Genomic DNA, 24,357 nt, shown 5'->3' with positions numbered 1-24,357 from the left:
AGTATTAAAGAAAAACGGCATTAACAAATATTAAATTTATTAATGCCGAAAGCGTTTTATCTTAATTTGGTGATTACTTCTTCAAAAGTCAATTTCTCTTGTTCGCCCGTAATCATATTTTTTAAAGTCAATTTGCCTGTTTCCATTTCTTCTGAACCGATGATACAGACATAAGAAATTTTCTTTTTATCTGCATAATCCAATTGTTTTTTGATTTTACTGACATCTGGATAAACTTCTGTATTGATTCCTGCCAAACGAGCTTTTTGCAAAAGTGGCAAAGTATAATTCAATTCTTTTTCTCCGAAATGACAAAGTAATAATTTTGTAGTCACTGAATTATTTTCTGGAAACAAATTCAATTCTTCTAAAACATCGTAAATTCTATCTACTCCAAAAGAAATTCCTACGCCTGATAAACCAGCTACACCAAAAGTACCTGTTAAATTATCATAACGACCTCCGCCTGAAATAGAACCCATTTGTACATCTAAAGCTTTTACTTCAAAAATTGCCCCTGTGTAATACGAAAGTCCACGAGCCAAAGTAATATCTAATTCAATATTTTCTTCAGTTTGACCAAAAGATTGAAGTAAATCCCAAACGGCACGTAATTCTTCGATTCCTTTTTTCCCAGTTTCTGAATCTTGTAATAATTCTCCCAGTTTGATAAATTTTGCTTGATTAGTTCCTGAAATGTCAAAAACTAGATCTAGTTTCGCCAAAGATTCCGTTGAAAATCCTTTTTCAGCTAATTCTTCTAATACTTTTTCTTTCCCAATTTTATCTAATTTATCAATGGCAACGGCAAGATTTCCTTCTTGTCCAGCTGCTCCAATAGCTTCCGAAAGTCCAGTAAGAATTTTACGATTATTGATTTTTAAAGAGAAATTAATACCAAGACTTTTGAATACTTCATGAATCATCAACACGATTTCAGCTTCACAAACCAGAGAATCTGTACCAACCACATCGGCATCACATTGATAAAATTCACGATAACGTCCTCTTTGTGGGCGGTCGCCACGCCAAACTGGCTGAATTTGGTAACGTTTAAAAGGCATTGCCAAATCATTACGATTCATCACCACAAAACGTGCAAAAGGAACTGTCAAATCATATTTCAAGCCTTTTTCAGAAATTTTTAACGTTAATTTCTTTGCTCCTTCATCCAATTCATTTTGCGTAATTTTCTCTGAAAAATTACCAGAATTTAAGATTTTGAATAATAATTGGTCTCCTTCTTCACCGTACTTCCCCATCAACGTTGAAAGGTTTTCCATGGCTGGTGTTTCTATTGGCTGGAAACCAAACTTTTGAAAAACGGCTTTGATTGTATCAAAAATATAATTGCGACGAACCATTTTGTCTGGTCCAAAATCTCGTGTACCTTTTACTAAACTTGGTTTCATGGAGTATAAAATCGGGAAAATGTCCCGAAAACGTGAAAACGGACAGGATTGTCCAATGGCTACAAAATTACAAAACCCATGAAGTTTTTGGAAACTTCATGGGTTTTATTTCTTTTTGAACTAAATGACTGGAAGACTTTAGGATGATTGATATTAGATTTTACCTTAATCTTACTTCCAATTCTAGCGTCTTCAAATCTTAAAGTCTAATTATTAATTGCCTATATGTTTGTTTCCAAAAGATATTCTTCCTAATTTTGCACCTCAATTTAAAACTCTGTTCGCAATGGCTGTTACAAGACTAAAAAGAAAAGACAGAAGAAACAAGGCTATAGCCACTAACAAAGTCAATGCAATTAAGTTTTTGACTCAAACACCAGAAATTAAATTGGTGGACATTGAGGCAATCAAAGCTGAATTTGCTGCGAAGGCTGCGAAGTAATTTGTACAATTTCTTCTAAGAGATTTAAACCTCGTCTGAATAGACGAGGTTTTCTTTTTTTAATCTTTCTTGTCTTTGTCGCCAGCTTTAGCTTTTTTCTCCTCTTTCTTATCTTCTTTTCCACGGAGTACTTCTCCTAAATGATTCAACTTTTTAATCTGTTTCATCATTTCTTTTTCTTGTCTGCTAAAACGCTTATTAATATCCATCAATACTCTAAAACGAATCGCTTGCCCGAAAGAAACTAAGCCTAAACTTGTGATAATCAAACCATAAAGTCCCCAAATAAACCATCTAAAGAATGGCACATTTGGTTCTGCTTTAATGGTTGATGCCGTTCCTACTACAGAAATACCAAAACCAAAAAGTAATAAACCAGCCGTCGCACACAAAATCCACTTGGTGCGTAAAGGCATTCTCTTAACTAATTTTTGACCAGGAGCTTTTTTAGGAATATCAGGTTTCATATTGGTTATCGTTTATATTTTTTTCTGGAAAATCATTGCCAATTAGTTCCCATCAGGGTCTCAATTGCTTGAAATTCATCTATTAAATTATGAGGAATCGTATGTTTTGAGTACGTAAAGCCATGTTCTTGCCATAAAATTATGGTGTAAAAATCGGTTTGGTAAACACCTTTTGCCGAGTTTCTTAGAATGGCTACTTTATCGGCAGGAAGCTTTTTTTCAACAGTCATCATAAAAAAAGCTTTGGTTTTCATCATCAACACTTTCTTTTTCCCGATTGTTTTAGTAACTATGCTTGCTCTGCTATCAATACTTTTTAAAGCTGTTTGTGGCAAAAAAATATCGTTATTTCTTTCTATATAAAAACTGCTCCCGTTTGCACGCATAGACCAACCTTTAATTAATTGATTTTTAACTATTTGTATTTTCTTATCCTTTAGTATCATATTCAAATCTAAAGCCGACTGTACATCATTTCCTTCAATAACAGTATTAAAAAAAAGCATAAATCCACATAGAAAAGCTAATTTCATCCAATTTCTTTGAGTAATTTTCATAAATAAATTATTATTTCGCAAGATATTCTTGAATATTGCCGTTCAGTATAAAGCATTAGATTATTTATCCAGAAACAAGAATAGCTTATTTTACGCAAATTAAAATTAAAATAAACATAAACTATAATTCAATGACGATCAACAAGAAATTTATTTTGGGTTTAAGCCTTAGTTTGGCGGTGTATTCTATGAATTCAGCCAATGCACAAGATTTCCGTTTTACTCAAAAAAACCCTGATAAACCAGAAGCAACAGAATTCTGGGATCCAGAAGTAAGAGTAGTTACTCCTGGTGCTGTGCCATCTGATGCTATTGTTTTATTTGATGGAAAAAATTTAGATAGTTGGGAATCAGCCAAAGATGGCTCTGCTGCAAAATGGGATGTAAAAGATGGTATTTTCACCGTAGCTAAAGGTGCTGGAACAATTTCAACAAAAAAACACTTTGGCGATTGTCAATTACACATAGAATGGCGTTCACCTATCGAACCTGAAACGTTGAAAGGTCAACAAAAAGGAAACAGTGGTGTTTTCTTTGCTGGAATTTATGAAGTACAAGTATTAAATTCATACCAAAACCGTACTTATAGAAACGGACAAGCAGGTTCTATTTACAAACAAACGCCTCCATTGGTAAATGCTACGTCCAAAATGGGCGATTGGAATATTTATGATATTATCTATACTGCTCCACGTTTTACGGCAAACGGTGGTATTGAAACACCTGCTTATGTAACCGTGATTCACAACGGAGTTATCGTTCAGAATCACACAAAAATTCAAGGTGCAACAAATTATATTGGACAACCAACGAATCCTGTTCACGAGAAAGGACCAATCTCATTACAAGACCACGGTAATTTAGTAAGTTTCCGTAATATTTGGATTAGAGAAATGTAGTATTCAATGCTTCTTAGCTTTTGTTAATCAGAAATTGGGAATGATTTTTTACCTTTGTGTAAAAATCGTTCCCAATTTTAGTTTGTAACATTCTAAATTATTCAAAACGGAATCCAAAACGTTTAAATTATGAAATCAATCATTAGCTGGACACTCAGAAATATTCCACGTAAATACCTTCAATTAGTATCTCACTTTGCTATGAAAATCTATGCCATCTTTCTAAGAGGCACTAAAGTATCCTGTCCAGTATGTAAAGCTAAGTTTTCAAAATTTGTACCGTATGGTCGTTTAGAGCCAAGAGACAATGCTTTATGTCCAAATTGTTTGGCACTAGAACGCCACCGTTTAATGTATATGTATTTACAACAAAAAACGAATTTCTTTAATGCCAAACTAAAAGTACTGCACGTTGCTCCAGAGTATTGTTTTATCGACCGTTTCGAGAAAATGAAAAATCTGGATTATATCACTGCTGATATTGAATCGCCATTGGCAAAAGTAAAAATGGATTTACACCATATTCCTTTTGAAGAGAATACTTTTGATGTAGTATTTTGTAACCACGTTCTGGAACATGTTGAAGATGATATTCAGTGTATGAGAGAAATGAGAAGAGTACTGAAACCAACAGGTTGGGCAATTATGCAATCGCCACAAGATTGGAGTTTGGCGACTACTTTTGAAGATAAAACGATTACAGACCCTAAAGAACGTGAACGTCTTTTCAAACAAGATGACCATTTTAGAATTTACGGAAAAGATTACAACAAACGTTTAGAACAAGGTGGCTGGAAAGTAACGGAAGACAAATTTGGTGTAAATATGCCCCCCGACCAAATCAAAAGATTTGCTTTGCCTAAAGACGAAATTATTTATTTGTGCCAGAAATAATATCTTTTATTATGAAATACTTACCCATCAACAACTCGCTTTTCGTTGAAAATCGTCAACGTTTAGCCCAACTTTTAAAACCTAAATCTATTGTTATTTTTAATTCTAACGACCCGATGCCTACCAATGCAGACGGAACGATGGGATTTCAGCAAAACTCAGATTTATTTTATCTTTCAGGAATCGATCAAGAAGAATCTATTCTTTTACTCTTTCCTGATAGCCCAAATCCTGCTCACAGAGAAGTGTTATTCCTCAGAGAAACCTCTGAATTAATTGCTATTTGGGAAGGTTATAAATACACAAAAGAACATGCACAAGAAGTTTCTGGCGTAAAAAGTATTTATTGGATGAGCCAGTTTGAGGCTGTTTTAACGACTTTGGTCTTTGAAGCAGAACATATTTACTTGAATTCAAACGAGCATATTCGTAATCATTCTGTCGTTCAAACTCGTGATGCTAAATTCATTTTATGGGCGAAAGAGCATTTCCCTTTACATAAATTTGAAAGAGTAGCTCCGTTGATGCACCAATTGAGAGTCATCAAAAATCCAATTGAAATTGAGCAATTGAGCGAAGCAATGCGTATTACAGAACTTGGTTTTAGAAGATTGCTGGATTTTGTAAAACCATACGTTACTGAATACGAAATTGAAGCAGAACTTGTACATGAATTTGTAAGAAATCGTTCAAAAGGCTTTGCTTATCAGCCAATTATTGCTTCTGGTGCTAATGCTTGTGTATTGCATTACATTGAAAACAGTCGTCCATGTAAAAATGGAGATGTTATTTTGCTAGATGTTGCCGCTGAATATGCCAATTATAATGCTGATTTAACAAGAACAATTCCAGTAAATGGTAAATTTTCGCCACGCCAACGTCAGGTTTATGATGCTGTTTTGCGTGCTTTTAAATTTGCTAAATCAATTTTAGTCGTTGGGAATTTATGGGATGACTATCAGCAAGCTGTTGAAAAATTCATTGAAGAAGAACTCATCGGCTTAGGTTTATTCACTCGTGAAGAAGTCGAAAAGCAAAATCCAGAAGCTCCATTGTTTAAAAAATACTTTATGCACGGTGTTTCTCACCATTTGGGGCTTGATGTACATGATGTTTGGAACAAATATCGTCGTTTTGAAGCAGGAATGGTTTTCACGATTGAACCAGGAATTTATATTCGTGAAGAAGGTTTAGGCATTCGTTTGGAAAATAACATATTGATTACCGAAGATGGCAATATCGATTTAATGGCTAATATTCCGATTGAGGCAGACGAAATTGAAGCTTTAATGAAAAAATAAGCTTTGAGTTTTGAGCCATGAGCTGTAAGATTTAAGAACTGTGCATTAATTGAGAGGAGTAATGACTTAAATATATTTTGCTAATCTACGTCTGATTGAAGTGGATTAGCAAAATTCATTAACTCACAACTCACTCAATCAAAAATAAATATGAGAATACTTTACGACCATCAAGCATTTACGGGACAGCGATATGGAGGAGTGGCTCGCTATTTTCATGATTTGATGGAATCTTTACTTGAGATGGGTGTCGGTGTGAAATTATCCTTGCCATTTTCAAATAACGAATATTTAAAAAATAGTTCTGTTCGTCGCCCAAACAAGTTTAAGCATATTTTTGGCTTTATGCCTACGAATATGTTGGTTTCCAGAACCAACCGTTTAAATAGTATTGTACAGCTTCAAAGAGGTAAATTTGATGTTTTCCATCCTACTTTTTTTCATAATTATTACCTCAATCATTTAGGAAAAAAACCCTTTGTTCTAACATATCATGATTGTATTAAGGAGCGATTCAACCTTAATCATATCGATAATTCCAGTCACGCTCAGAAGCAAGAATTACTAAATAGAGCAGCTAAAATCATCGCTATTTCTGAAAATACCAAGGCTGACTTATTGGAGTTTTATCAAATCAAGCCTGAAAAAATAGCAGTGATTTATCACGCTACTTCATTTAAAAATCATCAATTACCAAAAGATTTTCAAGTAAAAACACCTGAAAAATACTTGTTGTATGTAGGTGCTAGAAATGACTACAAAAACTTTACTGGTTTTGTAACATCAATAGCTTCTGTCTTAAAAAAACATCCAGATGTACATTTACTTTGTGCAGGTGGTGGTGATTTTAATAAAACTGAACATGAATTTATTGCGAGTTTAGACTTACAAAGCCAAGTAAAACACTTCAATTTCCAGAGTGATGATACGCTTTTTTACTTATATCAACAGGCAATTGCTTTCGTTTATCCTTCATTGTACGAAGGTTTTGGTATTCCGATTCTTGAGGCTTTTGCTTGTGGCTGTCCTGTAGTACTGAGTAATACTTCTTGTTTTCCAGAAGTAGCCCAAGATGCTGCCTTGTATTTCAATCCTAACAATCAAGAAGATGTTGCCTATAAAATCACTGAAATTATTCAGAATGAAGCGTTACGAAAATCTCTTGTTGAAAAAGGAAACATTCGTCAAGAATACTTCTCTGCTGAAAAAACTGCAACACAAACCTTAAACGTTTATAAAAGTATTTTGGCGAAGTAAACACTTATCATCTCATGTCTTTTCAAAAAACAGTTTTAATCTTTGAACCTGATGCCAGCGGACATCATCCCGGCTATCTGTATCATTTACTTAAACATTTTCTAAATGAAAAATACGATTTTCGTTTAGCAGTATTAGTAAATCCAGATTTTTTTGAAAAGCATCCTTCCATTATTCAAAAAACTTCCGCAGAAAATATTGAATGGATAAGTACTTCTGAAACAACTTTTAACGACTGGAAAAATAGCAAAAGTGATGTAATCAAACGAGCAAAATTAGAATGGGCAATTTGTGCTGAATATGCTAAAAACTTACAAGCCGTTCATATTTTGATGATGTATTTTGACCATCTTCAATTGGCTTGTTTAACAGAACAAAAACCATCTTGCCCAGTTTCTGGCATTTTATTTAGACCAACTTTGGTTAATTATCCCGTCAATTCAATCAAAGAAAAAATTAGTTTTTGGCGTAAATATCTGTTGCTTAAAGCTATTTTACACCGAAAATCATTAAGTACTTTATTTTGTCTTGACCCTTTTGCTGTTGATTTTATTCAACAAAATTGGAAAAGCAACAAAGTAAAGTTCTTGCCAGACCCAGTGCAGGTTTATCCCAACACAAAATCTATTGACTCATTAAAGGAAAAACTAGGCATTACAGAAAGCAAGAAAGTATTCCTAATTTTTGGTCATTTAGATGATAGAAAAGGAATTTCAACAGTAATGGATACTTTTATGAATCTATCTGAAGATGAAGCGAAAAATGTTTGTTTGCTCATTGTCGGGCCTTGGGACGAGCAAGAAAAATTAAGATTTGAGCAAAAACTTACTCTACTCCAACAAAAAAATAGTGTACAAGTAATTGTTCATAATCATTTTGTGGCTGATGAAGAGATTCAATCTTTTTTTGAAGTATCAGATTATATTTTGGCTTTATACCAAAAACATATTGGCATGAGTGCCATTATGGTCAGAGCAGCCAGTGCCCAAAAACCTTTGATTACTTATCATTACGGCTTAATGGGGAAAATTACTGCTGAAAAACAGTTAGGTTTATTGATCAACGAAACTATTAAAGATGATTTTCTTCGTCAGATAAAAACTCTTCTAAACAGTAGTAATCTGCAAATTGGTAATCAACAAAATATGAAAGAATTTGCTGAACTGAATCAAGCAAAAAATTATGCAAAAGTAATTCTGGATAGTTTCTGAGCTTTGAGTTTTTTTAGCCTTTTTTAATCAAAAAGTTTAAAACTAATATCTAATTACTGAAAGTTTAGAGGCACAAATCCTCTAAATCTTCTTGAGAACCCAAAAAAACATTGAAATCAACTGTACCTTTTACACCTTCGCACCAGCCACGTTGATTATGTTGCCAAAACCATAAGTTTGAATTATAGCCTTTCAAACTTTCTCTTGAATAATCCGCAATCCAAAGTGGATATTCATCGAAATTCCCTTTGATAAATTTCTTGTAAAAATTGGGATTTGTGTAAATAATTGGTTTTTTGTGGTAGTGATTTTCAACAATTTCTAACCAAGTTTCTAGTTCTTCAATAATTTGTTTGTCGGGTTTCAAAGAATTTTGTTCAATATCCAATACTGGTGCTAAATCACCTTCTTCTAAATCTACAGAATTAATAAAATTTTTGGCTTGTCCAACAGGTTCACGCCAAGCGATATAAAAATGATAAGCACCACGTTTTAATCCACTCTTTTTTACTTGTTCCCAATTTCTTTCAAACTGGCGGTCGGCGTGACTCATTCCTTCCGTAGCTTTCAGAAAGCAAAAACCTAGTTTTAAGTCTTCTTCCGAAAATCTCATTTTCTTTACTTTCTTCCAATTAATCACCCCATTATGATGCGAGACATCAATCCCATGAATTTTATAACGTAACGGTAAAGTAATGCCAAGTTTAGAAACTTTCGTCCAGCCATTAGGATTTGGGCGAAGGCTAATATAAACGACAAAAGATATGAAAAGGAAAAGTATAGAAAAAAGAATAACTTTTACATTTCGAGGAAGTAATCGGAAGCGTTTTTTGAGTAGTTTTAAAGAATTCATGCCACAAAAATACGAAAAGGCAAGAAAGATATTTAATCTTCTTGCCTTTTCTAATCAATGATTTTTAAATCATTAACGATTATTTGTTTGGTTGAGGCGTTGTTCTCAAATAAGGTTTAATAATTGTAAACCCTTTAGGGAATTTAGCCGCAGCGTCCTCTGTTTTAACGGCTGGTGTGATGATAACATCTTCACCATCTTTCCAGTCTGCTGGCGTAGCCACTTGGTAATTTGCCGTTAATTGAAGAGAATCAATTACTCTCAATATTTCTTGAAAATTACGACCAGTAGAAGCTGGATAAGTAAGTGTTAATTTTATTTTTTTATCTGGTCCAATAATAAATACCGAACGAACAGTTGCTTTTTCAGAAGCATTTGGGTGAATCATATCATACAAAGTAGCCACGTTGCGGTCTGCATCTGCAATAATTGGGAAATTCACTTTAACACCATTTAATTCCTCAATATCTGGCACCCATTTATTGTGTGAAGCTAAATCATCTACAGAAACTGCGATTACTTTTACTCCTTTTTTCTCGAATTCACCTTTTAATAAAGCTGTTTTTCCTAATTCAGTCGTACAAACAGGCGTAAAATCTGCTGGATGACTGAAAAGTAAAGCCCATGAATCACCAATCCATTCATGAAAATTAATCGTTCCTTGAGTTGTTTCCGCTGTAAAGTCGGGTGCGATATCTCCTAATCTTAATGACATAGTTTTAATCAATTTAAAGTTTATAAATACTTACTCTATTGGAATACAAGATTAATAAAAAAAAGGTTTCAAGATTGAGGTAAATTGATATTTTTTAAGGATGTCGGCTTTCAGCTCTCGGTCATCGGATTACAGATTTCAACCCTACTTTCTGATTTAATTATATAATGAAAGTAAATAATCAAAAAGCTGAAAGCCGACGACCGAAATCCAAAAACCTAAACTGGTTTTTCAATAATAAAATTATGATTCGTGTAAATACAAATATCGGCTGCGATGGTCAATCCTTCACGAACAATTTCCTCCGCACTTAAATGAGGAGCATGTTTACGCATCGCCAAAGCTGCTGAAAGTGCATAATTACTCCCTGAACCGATGGCAGCAATGCCGTTTTCTGGTTCAAGTACATCGCCTGTTCCTGAAATAATCAAGGTTTCTTCTTTGTTGGCAACAATCATCATGGCTTCCAATTTGCGTAAATAACGGTCTGTACGCCAATCTTTTGCCAATTCAATGCTTGCACGCTTCATATTGCCACCATAAGCATTTAATTTTTCTTCAAAACGCTCCAACAAAGTAAAAGCATCAGCTGTTGAACCAGCAAAACCAGTTACGATTTTGCCATCCAACATTTTTCTAATTTTTCGTACATGATTTTTTGCAACGGTATTGCCCATCGTCGCTTGTCCATCTGCACCAATCGCTACTTCGCCATTATGCACTACCGCCAGAACGGTTGTAGATCTAATTTTTTCCATTTTAGGTAATTATTTTACAAGGTCTTAGACACCAGTCCACCTTTTTTACTATCGATTTCGACCGTAAATTTATCACTTTTACCTTTAACAATCCAACGCACTTTCACAACTCCCATTCCAGGAATACTTGGAACAGCAATTGTTTGAGGATTATTGATTTGTTCTTTAGTAAGATTGGTATCCTCATTCTCAACAATCATTCCAGCGACAACAGTTGCATTTTTTAACGTAATAAAATCAGGACGCTCAATTTTATACTTTACATCATGTGCCGAATGTGTCGGAATTACTTTTTCGTTTACAATCGTAGCTGTTACTTCGGTAAAACCTCCAGCTAAAGCTTTTTGTTTGATTTCAAGTACATCTAACTTCGGCATTTGTGAAGCGTGTAAAATTGTAAAAGCCATATTTCTATGTGCATCCTCTTCCAATAAAAATCCAGGATGTGCTCTTACATAATTTTTCTTTGAACCACCAATTTCAATATCACCATACTGCGGATGTTTGAATGGCTTCCAAGTAACATAAGCATCACCAAATAGCATTAAACGACTAAATTCTTCGAATTCATTGTTTTGAAAACGTCCTTCCTCAGAATTTTTATTGAATAATTTATAAGAAGTCATCAACTCTGTAGAAAAAGTAAAAATTCCTCTTCCTAAAGCTAACCAATCTATTTCGCCACCATAAACGGTATATAAATCTTTATAAATCACAAAATACTTGTAGCCCGGATTCATTTTTTCACCAATCTTTCCGAAATAATCGTAAACCGACGCATCTTGTGTTGAATAAAATGGAGCGTCTTCTTCCGCACCCGGCCCACGCAAAAACATACCGCCATTATTGTGATAACTTTGTGCACCTGCAATGTTTGGGTGTGTCATGATAAAATTCTTGATATTTTGTGTTTCAGGCAAAGTCCCTGGATAAAATAATGCACCACGCTGCACATAATCAGGTTGCCAATTCCAAGCCCAATCACGGTTCGGGTCATAATATCCAATTACATCTTCGTTGATTAAACCATCGCCATCATTATCAATCCCTTCATAACCTAGCATTTCGTAATCTCCTTTTTCATCCGCTTTTACAGGAATCATTCTTTGCGGATTTTCTGGATCTACTTTCCAACGCCCCGTCGCCGAACGTCTTCTCATCATCACGATATTACCATCGCCATCCAAATCATCGTACTTATCTTCGTCGGCTTGTCCGTCACCATCATCATCCATCGCCATCATACCCGAACGTGGAGAATTCGCATTGTTAGGATTCTTCAAGAAATCTTCACGAGCATCAGGATTAATCGTTGGAGTAATATAAAATACTTTATCTTGTAATAATTGCTTGATAAATGGCACTGAAGCAAAATTTTCAGCCAAATACCAAGCGGTGTACATCGCTACTTCAGTTCCTTGAATTTCGTTTGAGTGAATATTTCCGTCAATATAAAAGCCTGGTTTTCTTGCTACATTACCAGTTTTAGTATCGCTGATGGTAAGAACCCACATTTCTTTCCCTTGGTAAGATTTCCCCATCGACTCAAGCTTTACTAAATCGGGATAGGCTTTGGCTAAATCCTGACAGAATTTCGTAATCATGGCATAATCATTATAATGATTCCAAGCCATTTTTACTTTAGGATTCGCTGGTGAGCCGATGGCTCTTAAACCAGTAAGGTCATCATTCTGAATTTTCTCTTGAGAAAAAACGGAAAAAGAACAGGTTAAAAGAATTAAGATGATATATTTTTTCATTGATTTATTTCGAATTAAAATTGAACGTTTATCTAGCTTTATCACTATTTCAAGCTAACATTTACCGTTTTTACGCCAGTAGTTGCACAACCAGCCTCAATACTGATTGAACCGCTTCCGCTTATTAACCAAGAGTATTCTTGAGTTTCGCCAGCACCTAAAGTACTTCTTAAATTAATTTTCTTGCCAGAGACAATCGCCTGATTTCCTGTTAATTTCAATTCAGTTTTTACTTTCTGAACCCAACGTACTTTGTCGCCAATTTCAGCATAAGTTGGCAATAATCCTGTGTTGATTACTTTGATAGAAATACGAGTCAATCCAGCAGAAACAGATTCAGCATTTACATTGACAATCTGTAATTCAGGCATTTGCGACGCTAAAGCAGACACAAACTTCAAATGTTTGTTCGCAGATTCAGTTAAATAACTTACAGGAGGATTCATTTTTGAATAAGGAGCAATTCCTCCTACTTCTACATTTTTACCTACAAAATCTGGATGTTTTACTGATTGCCAATTCACAAAAACGTTACTTAACTTTTGTGAGTCAGCCCATTTTAAATATTTAATTTCTTCATTATCAGAAGGTTTTGCCAATGTAGCTACCTCTTTTTTGGTAGAATCTTTCGCTACTTGTACTTTGGGAGCCCACCAACCTGGACTTGTAAAACTATATCTTCCAGCATGGAAATAAGCAGTTTGCGAGAAATTTCCTTTGGTTTGTGGCAAAGCGGGAGCATCTTTCAAAGCTGTTTGAGTATTGTATAATTTTGAAATCTGCTCGCCAACGCTTGCATCTTTTTCAAGTAAACCTGTGATAATTCTCTTTGCAGTTTTACTTCTATCGAATTTTATCGCTTCTGTTAAATTGTTTGCTGGACCAAAAGTAAGTACTGCAAAAATATTATTTGCTTTGTACAAAAAGCTTAACAATGCTTTTGTTTCATTTTCAGAAGCCGCAAAATCGCCAGCACCAGCTACAAATATTGGATAATCATAAGTCATGTTTTTATCAATATTCACGCCGCCAATTGCATCTTCATTAAAAGAACCATCTTTATCGTTGTCAGTCCCTTCTGTCAATAATATATACTTTCCTTTTTCACCTTTTGCTGGGTCTGCTTTTATCATTACTCTAGGGTCTTCTTTACTAATGATAAAACTTCCAGTGGGGTCTTCTACACGAATTTGTGTAATGATTCCATCACCATTCAAATCCTCGAAAGAATCTTCATTGACATATCCGTCACGGTCATCGTCAGTTTCAGTTTCGTTCCCTCCTCTTTCAAATTTTAACTTTGCAAAAAACTGCTCTTGGGCATCAGGGTTCACACTTGGAATAAAGTAAAACGTTTTTGAGTCCAACAATTTAGCAATAGAATCTGTACTTGCTCCAGCTAGTTTTTCAGCCATTTGTACTGCCAATTCTGTTCCTGCTAAATGAGTACCCTCTACGCCTGCGATGATAGCAATAGCAGGCTTGTTACTTGCATTACCTTTACTGATTGCTAATGCCCAAATATCTCGGTTACCTTTACTTTTTCCGATAGATTGAAGAGTAACAGTTGAAGTAAATTTGGAACTCAATGCCTTAATTCTTGCAGAAAGTTGTGTGTGGTTTTGGTAAGAATTTTGGGCGGATGTCCACAATGAAATCGACAATAAACCCGACAAAAGGAATAGTTTTTTCATATTTAGTTATGAAGTTTATTTGAAATGTAATTTGTTGCAAAATACTTCTTTGGATTGACTTTTACTATTCTATAAGCTTAGATTAGATGTATAGCTCAACTTAGCAGTTATAAGGAGAAAAACAGAAGATGAATAAGGAAGATAGAATTGGAACGCCATAAAACAAAACAGGTATCACATTAGCTGCGATACCTGTAAACACTCTACTATTATCCAATTTAATATTTTAAATGACTACTTGTTCATTTCTTGGGTTAAACAAATGCATAATTCCCCATGCTAAAAGGTATGCACCACCACACAAGATAAAAATAATATTATAACCAGCAGTGATATTTCCTTGCGATTTGTAAGTATCTAATAAATAACCTACGATTAATGGGAATAAAATCCCTCCTACTGAACCAGCCATTCCACCTAAACCAACTACCGAACTTACGGCTTTTTTAGGAAACATATCAGAGGCAGTAGTAAAAATATTTGCACTCCAAGCTTGGTGAGCCGCCGCCGCTAAACTAATTAACACAACCGCTTGCCAAATGTTTGTACAATATTGTGCAAAAACAATTGGAACAACTGCAATGGCAAAACTCAACATTGCCGTTTTACGAGCTTTGAATACGGGCCAACCTTTTTTGATTAAATAACCAGAAATATAACCTCCGCCAATACTTCCAAAAGTAGTTGCAGTATAAACTACAATTAATTCTAAACTTGGCTTCTTTAAATCCAATTGAAAAGTTTCTGAAAAATAAGATGGTAACCAATAAAGAAAAAACCACCAAATTGGGTCAGTAAGCATTTTACCAAAAATAAATGACCATGTCTGACGAATACTTAACAAAGTAATCCATTTTACTGGTTCTTCGTGCGAAGTATCAGGCTCATTATCAGACTGAATGTATAATAATTCTTCTTTAGACAGTTTATTTTGTCTAGCTGGTAATTCATAACCAATCCACCAGAAAATTAACCAAATAAAACCAACGCCACCAGTAATAATAAAAGCAACCTGCCAACCAAAAGTAGCTAAAATAAACGGAACCATCAAAGGAGCAGCTACTGCACCAATATTAGCACCAGAATTGAAAATACCTGTAGCTAAAGCTCTTTCTTTTTTTGGAAACCACTCTGCTACAGTTTTGATAGCCGCTGGAAAATTTCCGCCTTCGCCCAAACCTAATAACGAACGGAATACTCCAAAACTAAAAGTACTACCCGCAAAAGCTGTTAAAACACCAGCTGTACTCCACCAAGCTACTGCAATTGCATAACCTAATTTTGTACCAATTTTGTCGATGAATCCACCAAAAATCATCAAACCCACTGCATAAGCAGCCTGAAACGCCATCACTAAATTACTGTAATCACTTTCAGTCCAACTAAATTCTTTTTCTAGTGTAGGTTTTAATAAAGCAATTACTTGTCTGTCAAGATAACTAATTGTGGTCGCAAAAAATAGTAAGGCTACTACTCTCCAACGGTATTTACCTAGGGTATTTTCCATGAATTTTTATAAAATGAGGTAAGCTAAATAAGAGTTATGAATTGTGAACAGTCCGTCTCAGCAGTTTGAAATATTTTTTTATTTCAAAAACGGAATTCATTTTTCATAGGCTACTTAATTTAAAGATTATTTTTTAGATTTTAAACCTTCAACATATTTCATCAAAGATGCTACAGTATGAGTCAATTCATCGAATTTAGCACTTGCCAACAAACTAGCAGGAAATAACTGAGACCCCATTCCTACAGCAGTTACACCAGCAGAAAACCATTGTTTTAAACTTTCTTCTGTAGGTTCTACACCGCCCGTTACCATTACTTTAACGTTTGGCATTGGGCCTTTCATTGATTTTACAAAACCTGGACCAACAACGTTTCCTGGGAAAATCTTCACGATTTCTGCACCTAATTGTGTAGCAGAATAGATTTCATTTAAAGTAGCTGCTCCCGGAAACCAAGCTACTGCATTTTCTTGACAAAATGCACCAACTTCTGCTGTGATGACAGGTTGAACAACAAAATCAGCACCAGCTTCTATAAAAATTTTAGCTTGTTCTACCGTAAAAATTGTACCAATCCCTAATGCCATTTCTGGGCATTGCTCACGAATAAAAGGGTAAATCGCTTTAAATACCTCTAAGGCTTTTGCTCCACGGTTTGTAAACTCAAAAGCACGCATTCCGCCATCGTAACAAGCTTTGATTACATTTTGAGTTAACGCAATGTCTTCATGATAAAACACTGGAACTACTGGAAAGTCAGCCAGTAATTGATTTAATATTTTGGGTTGAAAAAAAGCCATGCTTGTTTTTTAATTTTTTTAAGAAAATTGTTTGTCCATTTCTTTACAGCATTCCTCAATGGCTTCTACCATGCTCGACGAACCAATGTACAATGGTGAGCGTTGATGAAGATTTTGAGGCTGTATTTCTAAAATTCTCTGTTTACCATCTGAGGCTTTTCCACCTGCTTGCTCAATGATGAAAGCCAATGGTAAGCATTCATAAAGTAACCTAAGTTTTCCGTCAGGATTATGACGAGTTGGGGGGTATAAATATACTCCCCCTTTCAAAAGATTTCTATGAAAATCTCCCACTAAAGAGCCAATATATCTCCCTGCGTATCTTTTTTGTTTACATTCTGTTAGATATTCTTGAATACATTCAGGGAAATCATAAAAATTACCTTCATTACAAGAGAAAATTGTTCCTTCTTGATTTACTTGCATCTGAGGGTGAGATAAAAAATACTCTCCCAAAGAATTATCATAAGTAAATCCGTTTACTCCTTTACCAGTGGTATAAACTAAAATGGTTGAAGAACCATATAAAATATACCCAGCAGCTACTTGTTCGTCACCTCTTTGAATACAGTCTTTTAAAGAAGGAACTGAACCAATTGGGGTTTTTCTACGAAAAATTGAAAAAATTGTACCGATTGAAACGTTAGAATCAATATTCGATGAGCCATCCAGCGGGTCAATTGCTATGACATATTTAGCATGATTATTTCCAGTCAGAATGATTTCAGGTTCTTCCTCCGAAATGATGGCACAAACTTCTCCTCCATTTTTAAGTGCTCTTAAAAAGCGAATATCAGCAATGACATCCAATTTTTGTTGAGCTTCACCTTGTACATTTTGCGAACCTAACAGCCCTGTTACATCAGCCAATCCAGCACGATTGATTTCACGATTAAGAATTTTACTTGCCAAAGCAATATCTCTCAATAATTGCGACAATTCCCCCGAAGCAAATTGAAATGCTTCTTGATTCCGCATAATGAATCGATCTAAAGTAATACCAACGGGTAAAGCTAAGTTTTCATTTTTCATAAAAAAAGCCAATATTAATTGTTAAACAAATAGGTTATTAAGAGTTGTGAGTGATGAGTAATGAGTTTTGAGTAGCCTTTCGTCTCTGCTTAAAAACCAACATACAACAACACTTTACCCCCACTAATGTCGTTTACTTTACATAAAAAGTATATCAAGCTTACGAGCTTTTTTTGAAATACAACTCGTAAACGCCAATGGTTAAAGGTAATTTTCAAGAATTAATTTTACTGCTTCTACTTTTTGTTGAGTAGCATCGCCATACTCTTGAAGCTTTCCATAAGCAGCGGCAGCGGCAAAATTGATTACTTCTTGAGCTTCTTGTTTTTGTGATAAACCATAAATTAAGCCTCCCATAAAACAATCTCCACTTCCAATTTTATCAACTACAGAATCAGCAAAAAATACTGGTGATTGATATTGATTTCCTTCTGTAAAAAGAGTAGTATAATATTCAATGCCCGTTTTGTTGTAATCAAATCTATAAGTATTGGCTACAAACTTACATTTCGGAAATGTCTTTTGAATGGCTTCGGAAGTTGCTTTTCCATGTGCTGGATAATCATAAGCATCCTGTTTTTCCAAACTTGTCAATAATAATGGGTCGATTTCTATTCCTAATAAAGTATTGGCTGCCCAAAGATTACCCATAATTACATCACAATACTGTGCTAATTCGGGCATAATTTCTGTTGGCTTTTTACCGTATTTCCATAGTTTTGAACGGTAATTCAAATCTACAGAAATGGTAATATTCATTGCTGAGGCTACTTTCAAGACTTCCAAACAAACATCAGCCGCATCTTGATTTAAAGCGGGACTGATAGCACTGAAATGAAACCAAGAAACATCTTTCAAAACTGTTTTCCAATCAATTTGTCCAACTTTCAAAGAGGCAAATGAAGAGTAAGCTCTGTCATAAATCACGCCTGCATTTTTCAAATCAGCTCCTTGTGGAAGATAATATGTTCCAATTCTTTCACCAGAAGTATGAATAACCGAAGTATCAATACCTTTATCAGCTATATAATTTTTAATATCGTTCGCTAAAGAATTTTCAGGTAATGCCGTAAAATAACTCGCATTGATTCCCCAATTGGCTAAAGCCGTAGCCACGTTCAATTCTGCTCCGCCTACAAAAACTGGCATTGAGGTTTCTTTTATCCAAACGCCATTAGCTTTTGGTGAAAGGCGCAATAATAATTCTCCGAAACAACAAACTTTATTCATTCTATTTTTGAGCTTTAGGCTGTAAGCTTTACAGTCGTTGGCTATCGGTTATCGGTCGTCAGCTATCAAACTTATTATTATTTACATAATGGCTGATAGCTGACTGCCGAATGCTGATTTCCTATTTAAAATTTAAAATACTCCTTTGCATTATTATAACAGATATTCTGAACCATTTTGCCGATCCATTCAATATCGTTTGGTAATTCACCATTTTCGATTTCGTTTCCTAATAAATTACAAAGAATTCTACGGAAATATTCATGGCGTGGAAACGATAAGAAACTACGTGAATCTGTTAACATACCCACAAAGCGACTCAATAATCCCATGTTCGACAAAGCGTTCATCTGTCTTTCCATGCCATCTTTTTGGTCTAAAAACCACCAACCAGAACCAAACTGAATTTTACCAGCTACAGAACCATCATTAAAATTTCCAATCATGGTTGCCATTAACTCGTTGTCACGTGGGTTAAGGTTATAAATAATTGTTTGTGCCAATTGGTCATATTCATCTAAACGACCTAAAAATTTAGATAAAGAAGCTGCCTGAGAAAAATCTCCGATTGAATCCCAACCAGTATCTGGACCTAATAAGCGCATAGCACGAGTATTATTATTTCTCAACGCTCCTAAGTGGAACTGCTGAGTCCATCCAAGTCCATGATAAATGACACCTAACTGATGTAAAATTGCCGATTTGAATAAAAGAGATTCCTCTGCACTGATAGATTCGCCTACAATTTTCTTCTTCAATACTTTATTAGCATCTTCTTCGGTGAAATCTGCTGCATAAATTTGCTCTAAACCGTGGTCAGCTAGTCTTCCTCCCATTGAAGCAAAGAATTCAGCACGAGTTTTCAAAGCTGAAACTAAAGCTTCAAAACTACTGATTTCAGTATTGACAAGTACGCCTAATTTTTCGATGAATGAAGCATAATTAGGATTATCAATTAAAATAAATCTATCTGGACGAAACGTTGGTAACACTTTAGTATCCAAAGTCCCATCTTCTTTAATCGCTTGGTGATATTCTAATGAATCTAAAGGGTCGTCTGTAGTACAGGCTACTTTTACATTCATTTTACTTAATAAACCTCTCACGGCATATTCTGACGATTGTAATTTTTCAGAACACTCATCATAAATTTTACGAGCTGACGATGGATTTAAAATTTCATGTACATCAAAATAACGCTGTAATTCAAGGTGAGTCCAGTGATACAATGGATTTCTCATCGTATATGGAACCGTCTCAGCCCATTTTTCAAACTTCTCATAATCAGATTTATCGCCCGTACAATAGCTTTCATTGATACCATTCGCACGCATTGCACGCCATTTGTAGTGGTCGCCATACAACCAGATTTGAGATAAATTTTCAAAACTTTTGTTCTGAGCAATTTGGTCTGGTGGCAAATGGTTATGGTAATCAATAATTGGCATCTCTTTAGCAAACTCATGATACAGTTTACTAGCAGTTGCAGTTTGTAAAAGGAAATCTTCGTCTAAGAATGTCTTCGTGTACAGCATTTCTGTTAAAATTTTGATTGAGTATTGAGAAATTAAATAAACGAGGATTGATTTTGAATGTTAAAATTGAAAATCAATCCTCGATACTCAATTTTCAATCCTATAAAGATACTCCTCGTTTCCAAGGAATAAAATCATCTTGTCCATTTCTAACGGCACAAATTTCTATTTCACCACTAGCTACTTTTATTGCGTATTCTAAAATACGTTCTCCTGCTTCCTCAATCGTTTCTTCGCCTTCAATAATAGTTCCAGTGTTGATGTCGATAATGTCTGACATCTTTTCGAACAGTTTTGTATTCGTTGCAATTTTCACTACTGGTGCTATAGGATTTCCTGTTGGAGTACCTAAACCAGTGGTGAATAAAACAAGGTTTGCCCCCGACGCTACTTCAGCCGTTGTTGATTCCACGTCGTTGCCTGGTGTACATAAAAGAGTCAATCCTGCTTTTTTTACTGGTTCTGGATAATCTAAAACAGAAGTAACTGGCGAAGTTCCTCCTTTTTTAGCTGCACCAGCCGATTTTATAGCATCTGTTATCAACCCATCTTTGATATTTCCCGGTGAAGGATTCATATCAAAACCCGAACCTACAGCCTTTGCACGGTCGTTATAAGTATTTACCAAATGACTGAACAATTTAGCATCTTCTGGGTCTAAACAACGGTCTGTTAATTCTTGCTCAACACCACATAATTCTGGGAATTCAGCTAAAATCACTGAACCACCCAAACCAATTAATAAATCTGAAGTATAACCAATGGCTGGATTTGCTGAAATACCAGAGAAACCATCAGAACCTCCGCACTCTAAACCAATACATAATTTACTTAATGGTGCTGGTTTACGTGTATTTTGGTTGGCTTCAATCAATCCAACAAAAGTTTGTTTCAATGCCAAAGACATCAATTCAGACTCAGTTCCAATATTTTGTTGTTCTAAAATATATAACGGTTTCTTGAAGTCAGCATCACGTTTAGCAATTTCTTCTTGTAAAATACTCGCTTGTGCATTCTGGCAACCTAAGCTCAATACTGTAGCACCTGCACAGTTTGGATGAGTAATATAACCTGCCAACAATCCACAAAGAGCTTGAGCATCCTGACGAGTACCGCCACAACCGCCATCATGTAATAAGAATTTTACGCCATCAACATTTGGGAAAAGCTTTTGTTTGGCATCTTTCTCTCCTTGACTTTGTAAATCTGCTTGTAAAATTTCTTCAACAGTTTTACCAGCTTTATATAATGAAATCAAATCATGGGTTTGACTTTGATATTCGTGTTTACGTGCATACCCTAAATCATCAACCAAAGCTTCACGAAGTACTTCGATGTTACGGTTTTCACAAAATACCAATGGAATCACTAACCAATAATTAGCTGTTCCAACGCTTCCATTAGCACGATGATACCCGTTAAATGTTCTACCTTCAAACTTTGCTGCTGAAGATGGAGCTTCCCAAGCGGCATGATTCTCACGTAATTCAAAAGAATCTACAGCATGTTTCACATTGAAAATATTGATACTTCCACCTTTATTGATAAATGACTGAGCTTTTCCAACTAATACATTGTACATTCTAATCTCTGCTCCTACTTCAAAATCTTGCATAGCAAATTTATGTTTAGCAGCAATATCTTCTGTCAGTGTATAAGTCTGACCATCCAATTCCACAGTCTGACCTTTCGATAAATCTGCTAAAGCGACAATCACGTTGTCGTTCGGATGAATTTTTAAAACGTTTCTTTTCACGATGAATATTTGATGATTGGTTAAAATTATAATTCTTTGAGTTCACAGCATAACTAAACTTAAAAGTAAGACTATGCTCTACTATACTCAACCAATTCACCTTTATTAAGGTATGATTTTAAAGAAGCCTTCACAGTTTTTTCAATCATAAGATTTAAAAACGTTGTTACGCTTTCTGTAAAACCAGTAATATTTGTCAAATCTGTTTCCCAAAGATTTTTATCACTCAAAACCGATGTTACTAATTCTTCACTAGATAAATTAGTCCATTTAGAGTAGAAATACTCAGCTTTATCGTCTTGAATCTGATAATATTCATCAGCGTAAATTCCATAATATTTACCATTTTCTTCTTTAACAGCTTTCATAAACAACAAATATGCTGCAAATCCAAAAGCAATGTATTCAGGTACGCATTGATAAATTTTATGATATTGCAAAAGCGTAGGAATATTTCTCATACGCATTTTAGACGTGTATTGTACCGTAATACTTAGCCATTGATGGTCAAGATTTGGGTTACGGAAACGGTCTAATACTTGCATTCCAAATCTTTGTGCTACTTTATCATCTACTTTGTAAGGAATGCCTAAACCAATTTCAGCCAACATTAAATTACTGATAAAAGCTGACATTATTTCATGTTGCATGGCTTCTTTCACCGTTTTGAAACCCGCTAAAAAGGCTAAACCGCAACTCAAAGTATGCGTACCGTTGAGTAAACGTAATTTTAATTCACGGTATAAATCAATGTTGGGTTCAATAATTACTCCTTCGTCGGCTTGATGAAAGGATAATACATTTTTTACTTTCTGATTGCCTTCAATTGCCCATAAGCGATATACTTCTGAAACAATCAATAAATCATCTTGATAACCTAATTCGGCTTCAATTTTGGCTTTTACTTCAGCACTTGGTTTACCCGGAACAATTCTATCAACTAATGAATTACAGAAAGTTACTGAAGATTCTAACCAATCAATAAATTCTGATTCTAGTGCGTTTCTGTGTGCCAATTCAAAAATAATGCCTTCTAATTTCTTTCCATTATCAGGAATTAATTCGGTAGGTACAATCACCATTCCATGTTCTTTACTTCCTTCAAAGGCTTTGAATCTAGCATGAAGAAATGCCAAAACTTTACCTGGAAATGAAATTGGCGGACTTTGCTTGATGTCATCCTGCACCAATTGAATTCCTACTTCGGTAGTATTTGAAGTAATAATTTGTAAATCAGGATTTTTAGCACATTCTAAAATCGCATCCCATTCTGTTTTAGCCGATAATACTCTGCTGATAGCCGATGAAACAGTATTTTTCTCGAATACAACTCCTTGTTGAATACCTCTTTCACAAATGGTATAAAGGTTATCTTGACGCTCAAAAGCTTCGGCATCGCCTCCGTCAGTTGATTTCACCACGACGATTCTACCATTAAAAATACCTTGCTGATTGGCTTTATTAATAAAGTAATCTGGCAAGCCTCTTAGCAACACGCCCGTTCCAAATTGTAATACCTTTTCAGGTAAATTGAGCAAAGATTCAGGAAGAGCAGCGTTGCTTTTACTGAGATTTTTATGATTTTGAGAAGTATTCATGATGATTGAAAATCTTTAATAGAGGATACTGTAGTTGGATTGCGAAATATCGACAACCCAACTATTGATTTATATTAATAATGCTTGATTCTTTTTTTTTAGACTTTAAGATTTTTAGACTTTAAGACTAAAGGATTTTAGACTAAAAGACATTAGGCCCAGGACTTTTGTTCTTTTGACTTTAGGATGTTTAGACTTTAGGACTAAAAGACATTAGACTAAAGGGTTTAAGAATAAAGAGATTTGTAGCGTTTGAAAAACAATCACTAAATCACCATTCACTAAATTACTAACTATCTAAAATCACTAAATCACAACTCACTAAATCACTAACTATCAAACAAAGTCTGCTCGCATCGGCGAAAATACATCTATTAATTCTCCAGCTTCTAAGCAAATAGCTCCGTGCAATACTTCAGATGGAACGAAGTAAACATCTCCTTCTTTCAGTACTTTTTTATCGTCGCCAATCGTGATTTCAAAAGTACCCGCAGAAACATAACTTATTTGCAAATGTGGATGAGAATGAATCGCTCCGACACCACCTTTTTCAAAAGCTACTTTCACTAGCATAATGTCATCGTTATAAGACATTACTTTTCTTTTAATGCCTCCTCCGAGTTCCTCCCAAGCTACCTGTTCATCAGTCACTAAGGTTAATTCTTTTACTGACAACAT

Annotated in this window: 22 protein-coding genes; 6 read left to right on the top strand and 16 right to left on the bottom strand. The window is 34.9% G+C overall.

The features are described from left to right. Positions 1-56: 56 nt before the first annotated feature. Complete coding sequence (gene hisS / locus HNP25_RS05450) at positions 57-1,412, bottom strand: histidine--tRNA ligase (RefSeq protein ID WP_184131496.1); 1,356 nt, start codon at positions 1,410-1,412, stop codon at positions 57-59. Between the two features lie 286 nt (positions 1,413-1,698). Here hisS and HNP25_RS05445 point away from each other — a divergent pair, with 286 nt between their 5' ends. Then, positions 1,699-1,854: a hypothetical protein gene (locus tag HNP25_RS05445; protein ID WP_184131493.1), complete on the top strand. Its 156-nt coding sequence runs from the start codon at positions 1,699-1,701 to the stop codon at positions 1,852-1,854. 59 nt (positions 1,855-1,913) lie between these two features. Here HNP25_RS05445 and HNP25_RS05440 read toward each other — a convergent pair whose 3' ends face one another. Next, positions 1,914-2,321: a hypothetical protein gene (locus HNP25_RS05440; protein ID WP_184131490.1), complete on the bottom strand. Its 408-nt coding sequence runs from the start codon at positions 2,319-2,321 to the stop codon at positions 1,914-1,916. 32 nt (positions 2,322-2,353) lie between these two features. Further along, positions 2,354-2,854: a hypothetical protein gene (locus tag HNP25_RS05435; RefSeq protein ID WP_184131487.1), complete on the bottom strand. Its 501-nt coding sequence runs from the start codon at positions 2,852-2,854 to the stop codon at positions 2,354-2,356. Between the two features lie 155 nt (positions 2,855-3,009). Between HNP25_RS05435 and HNP25_RS05430 the strand changes: the two genes are divergently transcribed. The 5 genes from HNP25_RS05430 to HNP25_RS05410 all read left to right on the top strand — a co-directional run bounded on the left by HNP25_RS05430 (position 3,010) and on the right by HNP25_RS05410 (position 8,440). Continuing rightward, entirely contained in the window at positions 3,010-3,777 is a 768-nt protein-coding gene (locus tag HNP25_RS05430; protein WP_184131485.1) for a 3-keto-disaccharide hydrolase, read from the top strand. 129 nt (positions 3,778-3,906) lie between these two features. Further along, on the top strand, positions 3,907-4,671 hold the full coding sequence (locus HNP25_RS05425; RefSeq protein ID WP_184131482.1) for a class I SAM-dependent methyltransferase: 765 nt from the start codon (positions 3,907-3,909) through the stop codon (positions 4,669-4,671). An 11-nt stretch (positions 4,672-4,682) separates the two neighbouring features. Further along, a complete protein-coding gene (locus HNP25_RS05420; RefSeq protein ID WP_184131479.1) occupies positions 4,683-5,972 on the top strand; it encodes an aminopeptidase P family protein in 1,290 nt (429 codons plus the stop codon). A gap of 150 nt (positions 5,973-6,122) precedes the next feature. After that, on the top strand, positions 6,123-7,229 hold the full coding sequence (locus HNP25_RS05415) for a glycosyltransferase family 4 protein (protein ID WP_184131476.1): 1,107 nt from the start codon (positions 6,123-6,125) through the stop codon (positions 7,227-7,229). A gap of 14 nt (positions 7,230-7,243) precedes the next feature. Next, the gene (locus tag HNP25_RS05410) at positions 7,244-8,440 is read left to right on the top strand and encodes a glycosyltransferase (protein ID WP_184131473.1); all 1,197 of its coding nucleotides are present in this window, start codon (positions 7,244-7,246) and stop codon (positions 8,438-8,440) included. Positions 8,441-8,504: 64 nt separating this feature from the next. On the opposite strand, the gene HNP25_RS05405 is transcribed toward HNP25_RS05410, so the two are convergent. The 13 genes from HNP25_RS05405 to HNP25_RS05345 all read right to left on the bottom strand — a co-directional run bounded on the left by HNP25_RS05405 (position 8,505) and on the right by HNP25_RS05345 (position 24,357). Next, on the bottom strand, positions 8,505-9,293 hold the full coding sequence (locus tag HNP25_RS05405; RefSeq protein WP_184131471.1) for a glycoside hydrolase family 25 protein: 789 nt from the start codon (positions 9,291-9,293) through the stop codon (positions 8,505-8,507). Positions 9,294-9,372: 79 nt separating this feature from the next. Next, positions 9,373-10,008, bottom strand: a complete 636-nt coding sequence (locus HNP25_RS05400; RefSeq protein ID WP_184131468.1) for a peroxiredoxin — start codon at positions 10,006-10,008, stop codon at positions 9,373-9,375. 218 nt (positions 10,009-10,226) lie between these two features. After that, a complete protein-coding gene (hslV, locus tag HNP25_RS05395) occupies positions 10,227-10,766 on the bottom strand; it encodes an ATP-dependent protease subunit HslV (RefSeq protein ID WP_184131466.1) in 540 nt (179 codons plus the stop codon). Positions 10,767-10,780: 14 nt separating this feature from the next. Then, positions 10,781-12,526, bottom strand: coding sequence for a M14 family metallopeptidase (locus HNP25_RS05390; RefSeq protein ID WP_184131464.1), 1,746 nt, complete (start codon positions 12,524-12,526; stop codon positions 10,781-10,783). A gap of 44 nt (positions 12,527-12,570) precedes the next feature. Then, complete coding sequence (locus HNP25_RS05385; RefSeq protein WP_184131462.1) at positions 12,571-14,220, bottom strand: M14 family metallopeptidase; 1,650 nt, start codon at positions 14,218-14,220, stop codon at positions 12,571-12,573. A gap of 226 nt (positions 14,221-14,446) precedes the next feature. Further along, a complete protein-coding gene (locus HNP25_RS05380) occupies positions 14,447-15,727 on the bottom strand; it encodes an MFS transporter (protein ID WP_184131460.1) in 1,281 nt (426 codons plus the stop codon). Between the two features lie 126 nt (positions 15,728-15,853). Further along, a complete protein-coding gene (locus tag HNP25_RS05375; protein ID WP_184131458.1) occupies positions 15,854-16,528 on the bottom strand; it encodes a bifunctional 4-hydroxy-2-oxoglutarate aldolase/2-dehydro-3-deoxy-phosphogluconate aldolase in 675 nt (224 codons plus the stop codon). A gap of 18 nt (positions 16,529-16,546) precedes the next feature. Then, the gene (fbp, locus tag HNP25_RS05370) at positions 16,547-17,560 is read right to left on the bottom strand and encodes a class 1 fructose-bisphosphatase (RefSeq protein WP_184131456.1); all 1,014 of its coding nucleotides are present in this window, start codon (positions 17,558-17,560) and stop codon (positions 16,547-16,549) included. A 201-nt stretch (positions 17,561-17,761) separates the two neighbouring features. Further along, positions 17,762-18,790 carry a sugar kinase gene (locus HNP25_RS05365; protein WP_184131453.1) on the bottom strand — a complete coding sequence of 343 codons (1,029 nt, stop codon included), beginning with the start codon at positions 18,788-18,790 and terminating at the stop codon, positions 17,762-17,764. A 125-nt stretch (positions 18,791-18,915) separates the two neighbouring features. Then, positions 18,916-20,325: a glucuronate isomerase gene (uxaC, locus tag HNP25_RS05360; protein WP_184131451.1), complete on the bottom strand. Its 1,410-nt coding sequence runs from the start codon at positions 20,323-20,325 to the stop codon at positions 18,916-18,918. Positions 20,326-20,425: 100 nt separating this feature from the next. Continuing rightward, the gene (locus HNP25_RS05355) at positions 20,426-22,081 is read right to left on the bottom strand and encodes a UxaA family hydrolase (protein ID WP_184131449.1); all 1,656 of its coding nucleotides are present in this window, start codon (positions 22,079-22,081) and stop codon (positions 20,426-20,428) included. Between the two features lie 71 nt (positions 22,082-22,152). Beyond that, positions 22,153-23,679 (bottom strand): tagaturonate reductase, encoded by a 1,527-nt coding sequence (locus HNP25_RS05350; RefSeq protein WP_184131447.1) that lies wholly within the window; start codon positions 23,677-23,679, stop codon positions 22,153-22,155. A gap of 336 nt (positions 23,680-24,015) precedes the next feature. Continuing rightward, complete coding sequence (locus HNP25_RS05345) at positions 24,016-24,357, bottom strand: cupin domain-containing protein (protein ID WP_184131445.1); 342 nt, start codon at positions 24,355-24,357, stop codon at positions 24,016-24,018.

This window comes from Arcicella rosea (genome assembly GCF_014204325.1).
GTDB classification, from domain to species: domain Bacteria; phylum Bacteroidota; class Bacteroidia; order Cytophagales; family Spirosomataceae; genus Arcicella; species Arcicella rosea_A.
The sequence above is the reverse complement of the archived record's forward strand: the minus strand, read 5'-3'. Positions and strand labels throughout refer to the sequence as shown.

Excerpts from the sequence above, each read along its gene's own strand:
- hisS (WP_184131496.1), bottom strand. The coding sequence starts at position 1,412 with ATGAAACCAAGTTTAGTAAAAGGTACACGAGATTTTGGACCAGACAAA.
- HNP25_RS05445 (WP_184131493.1), top strand. The coding sequence starts at position 1,699 with ATGGCTGTTACAAGACTAAAAAGAAAAGACAGAAGAAACAAGGCTATA.
- HNP25_RS05440 (WP_184131490.1), bottom strand. The coding sequence starts at position 2,321 with ATGAAACCTGATATTCCTAAAAAAGCTCCTGGTCAAAAATTAGTTAAG.
- HNP25_RS05435 (WP_184131487.1), bottom strand. The coding sequence starts at position 2,854 with ATGAAATTAGCTTTTCTATGTGGATTTATGCTTTTTTTTAATACTGTT.
- HNP25_RS05430 (WP_184131485.1), top strand. The coding sequence starts at position 3,010 with ATGACGATCAACAAGAAATTTATTTTGGGTTTAAGCCTTAGTTTGGCG.
- HNP25_RS05425 (WP_184131482.1), top strand. The coding sequence starts at position 3,907 with ATGAAATCAATCATTAGCTGGACACTCAGAAATATTCCACGTAAATAC.
- HNP25_RS05420 (WP_184131479.1), top strand. The coding sequence starts at position 4,683 with ATGAAATACTTACCCATCAACAACTCGCTTTTCGTTGAAAATCGTCAA.
- HNP25_RS05415 (WP_184131476.1), top strand. The coding sequence starts at position 6,123 with ATGAGAATACTTTACGACCATCAAGCATTTACGGGACAGCGATATGGA.
- HNP25_RS05410 (WP_184131473.1), top strand. The coding sequence starts at position 7,244 with ATGTCTTTTCAAAAAACAGTTTTAATCTTTGAACCTGATGCCAGCGGA.
- HNP25_RS05405 (WP_184131471.1), bottom strand. The coding sequence starts at position 9,293 with ATGAATTCTTTAAAACTACTCAAAAAACGCTTCCGATTACTTCCTCGA.
- HNP25_RS05400 (WP_184131468.1), bottom strand. The coding sequence starts at position 10,008 with ATGTCATTAAGATTAGGAGATATCGCACCCGACTTTACAGCGGAAACA.
- hslV (WP_184131466.1), bottom strand. The coding sequence starts at position 10,766 with ATGGAAAAAATTAGATCTACAACCGTTCTGGCGGTAGTGCATAATGGC.
- HNP25_RS05390 (WP_184131464.1), bottom strand. The coding sequence starts at position 12,526 with ATGAAAAAATATATCATCTTAATTCTTTTAACCTGTTCTTTTTCCGTT.
- HNP25_RS05385 (WP_184131462.1), bottom strand. The coding sequence starts at position 14,220 with ATGAAAAAACTATTCCTTTTGTCGGGTTTATTGTCGATTTCATTGTGG.
- HNP25_RS05380 (WP_184131460.1), bottom strand. The coding sequence starts at position 15,727 with ATGGAAAATACCCTAGGTAAATACCGTTGGAGAGTAGTAGCCTTACTA.
- HNP25_RS05375 (WP_184131458.1), bottom strand. The coding sequence starts at position 16,528 with ATGGCTTTTTTTCAACCCAAAATATTAAATCAATTACTGGCTGACTTT.
- fbp (WP_184131456.1), bottom strand. The coding sequence starts at position 17,560 with ATGAAAAATGAAAACTTAGCTTTACCCGTTGGTATTACTTTAGATCGA.
- HNP25_RS05365 (WP_184131453.1), bottom strand. The coding sequence starts at position 18,790 with ATGAATAAAGTTTGTTGTTTCGGAGAATTATTATTGCGCCTTTCACCA.
- uxaC (WP_184131451.1), bottom strand. The coding sequence starts at position 20,325 with ATGCTGTACACGAAGACATTCTTAGACGAAGATTTCCTTTTACAAACT.
- HNP25_RS05350 (WP_184131447.1), bottom strand. The coding sequence starts at position 23,679 with ATGAATACTTCTCAAAATCATAAAAATCTCAGTAAAAGCAACGCTGCT.
- HNP25_RS05345 (WP_184131445.1), bottom strand. The coding sequence starts at position 24,357 with ATGTTGTCAGTAAAAGAATTAACCTTAGTGACTGATGAACAGGTAGCT.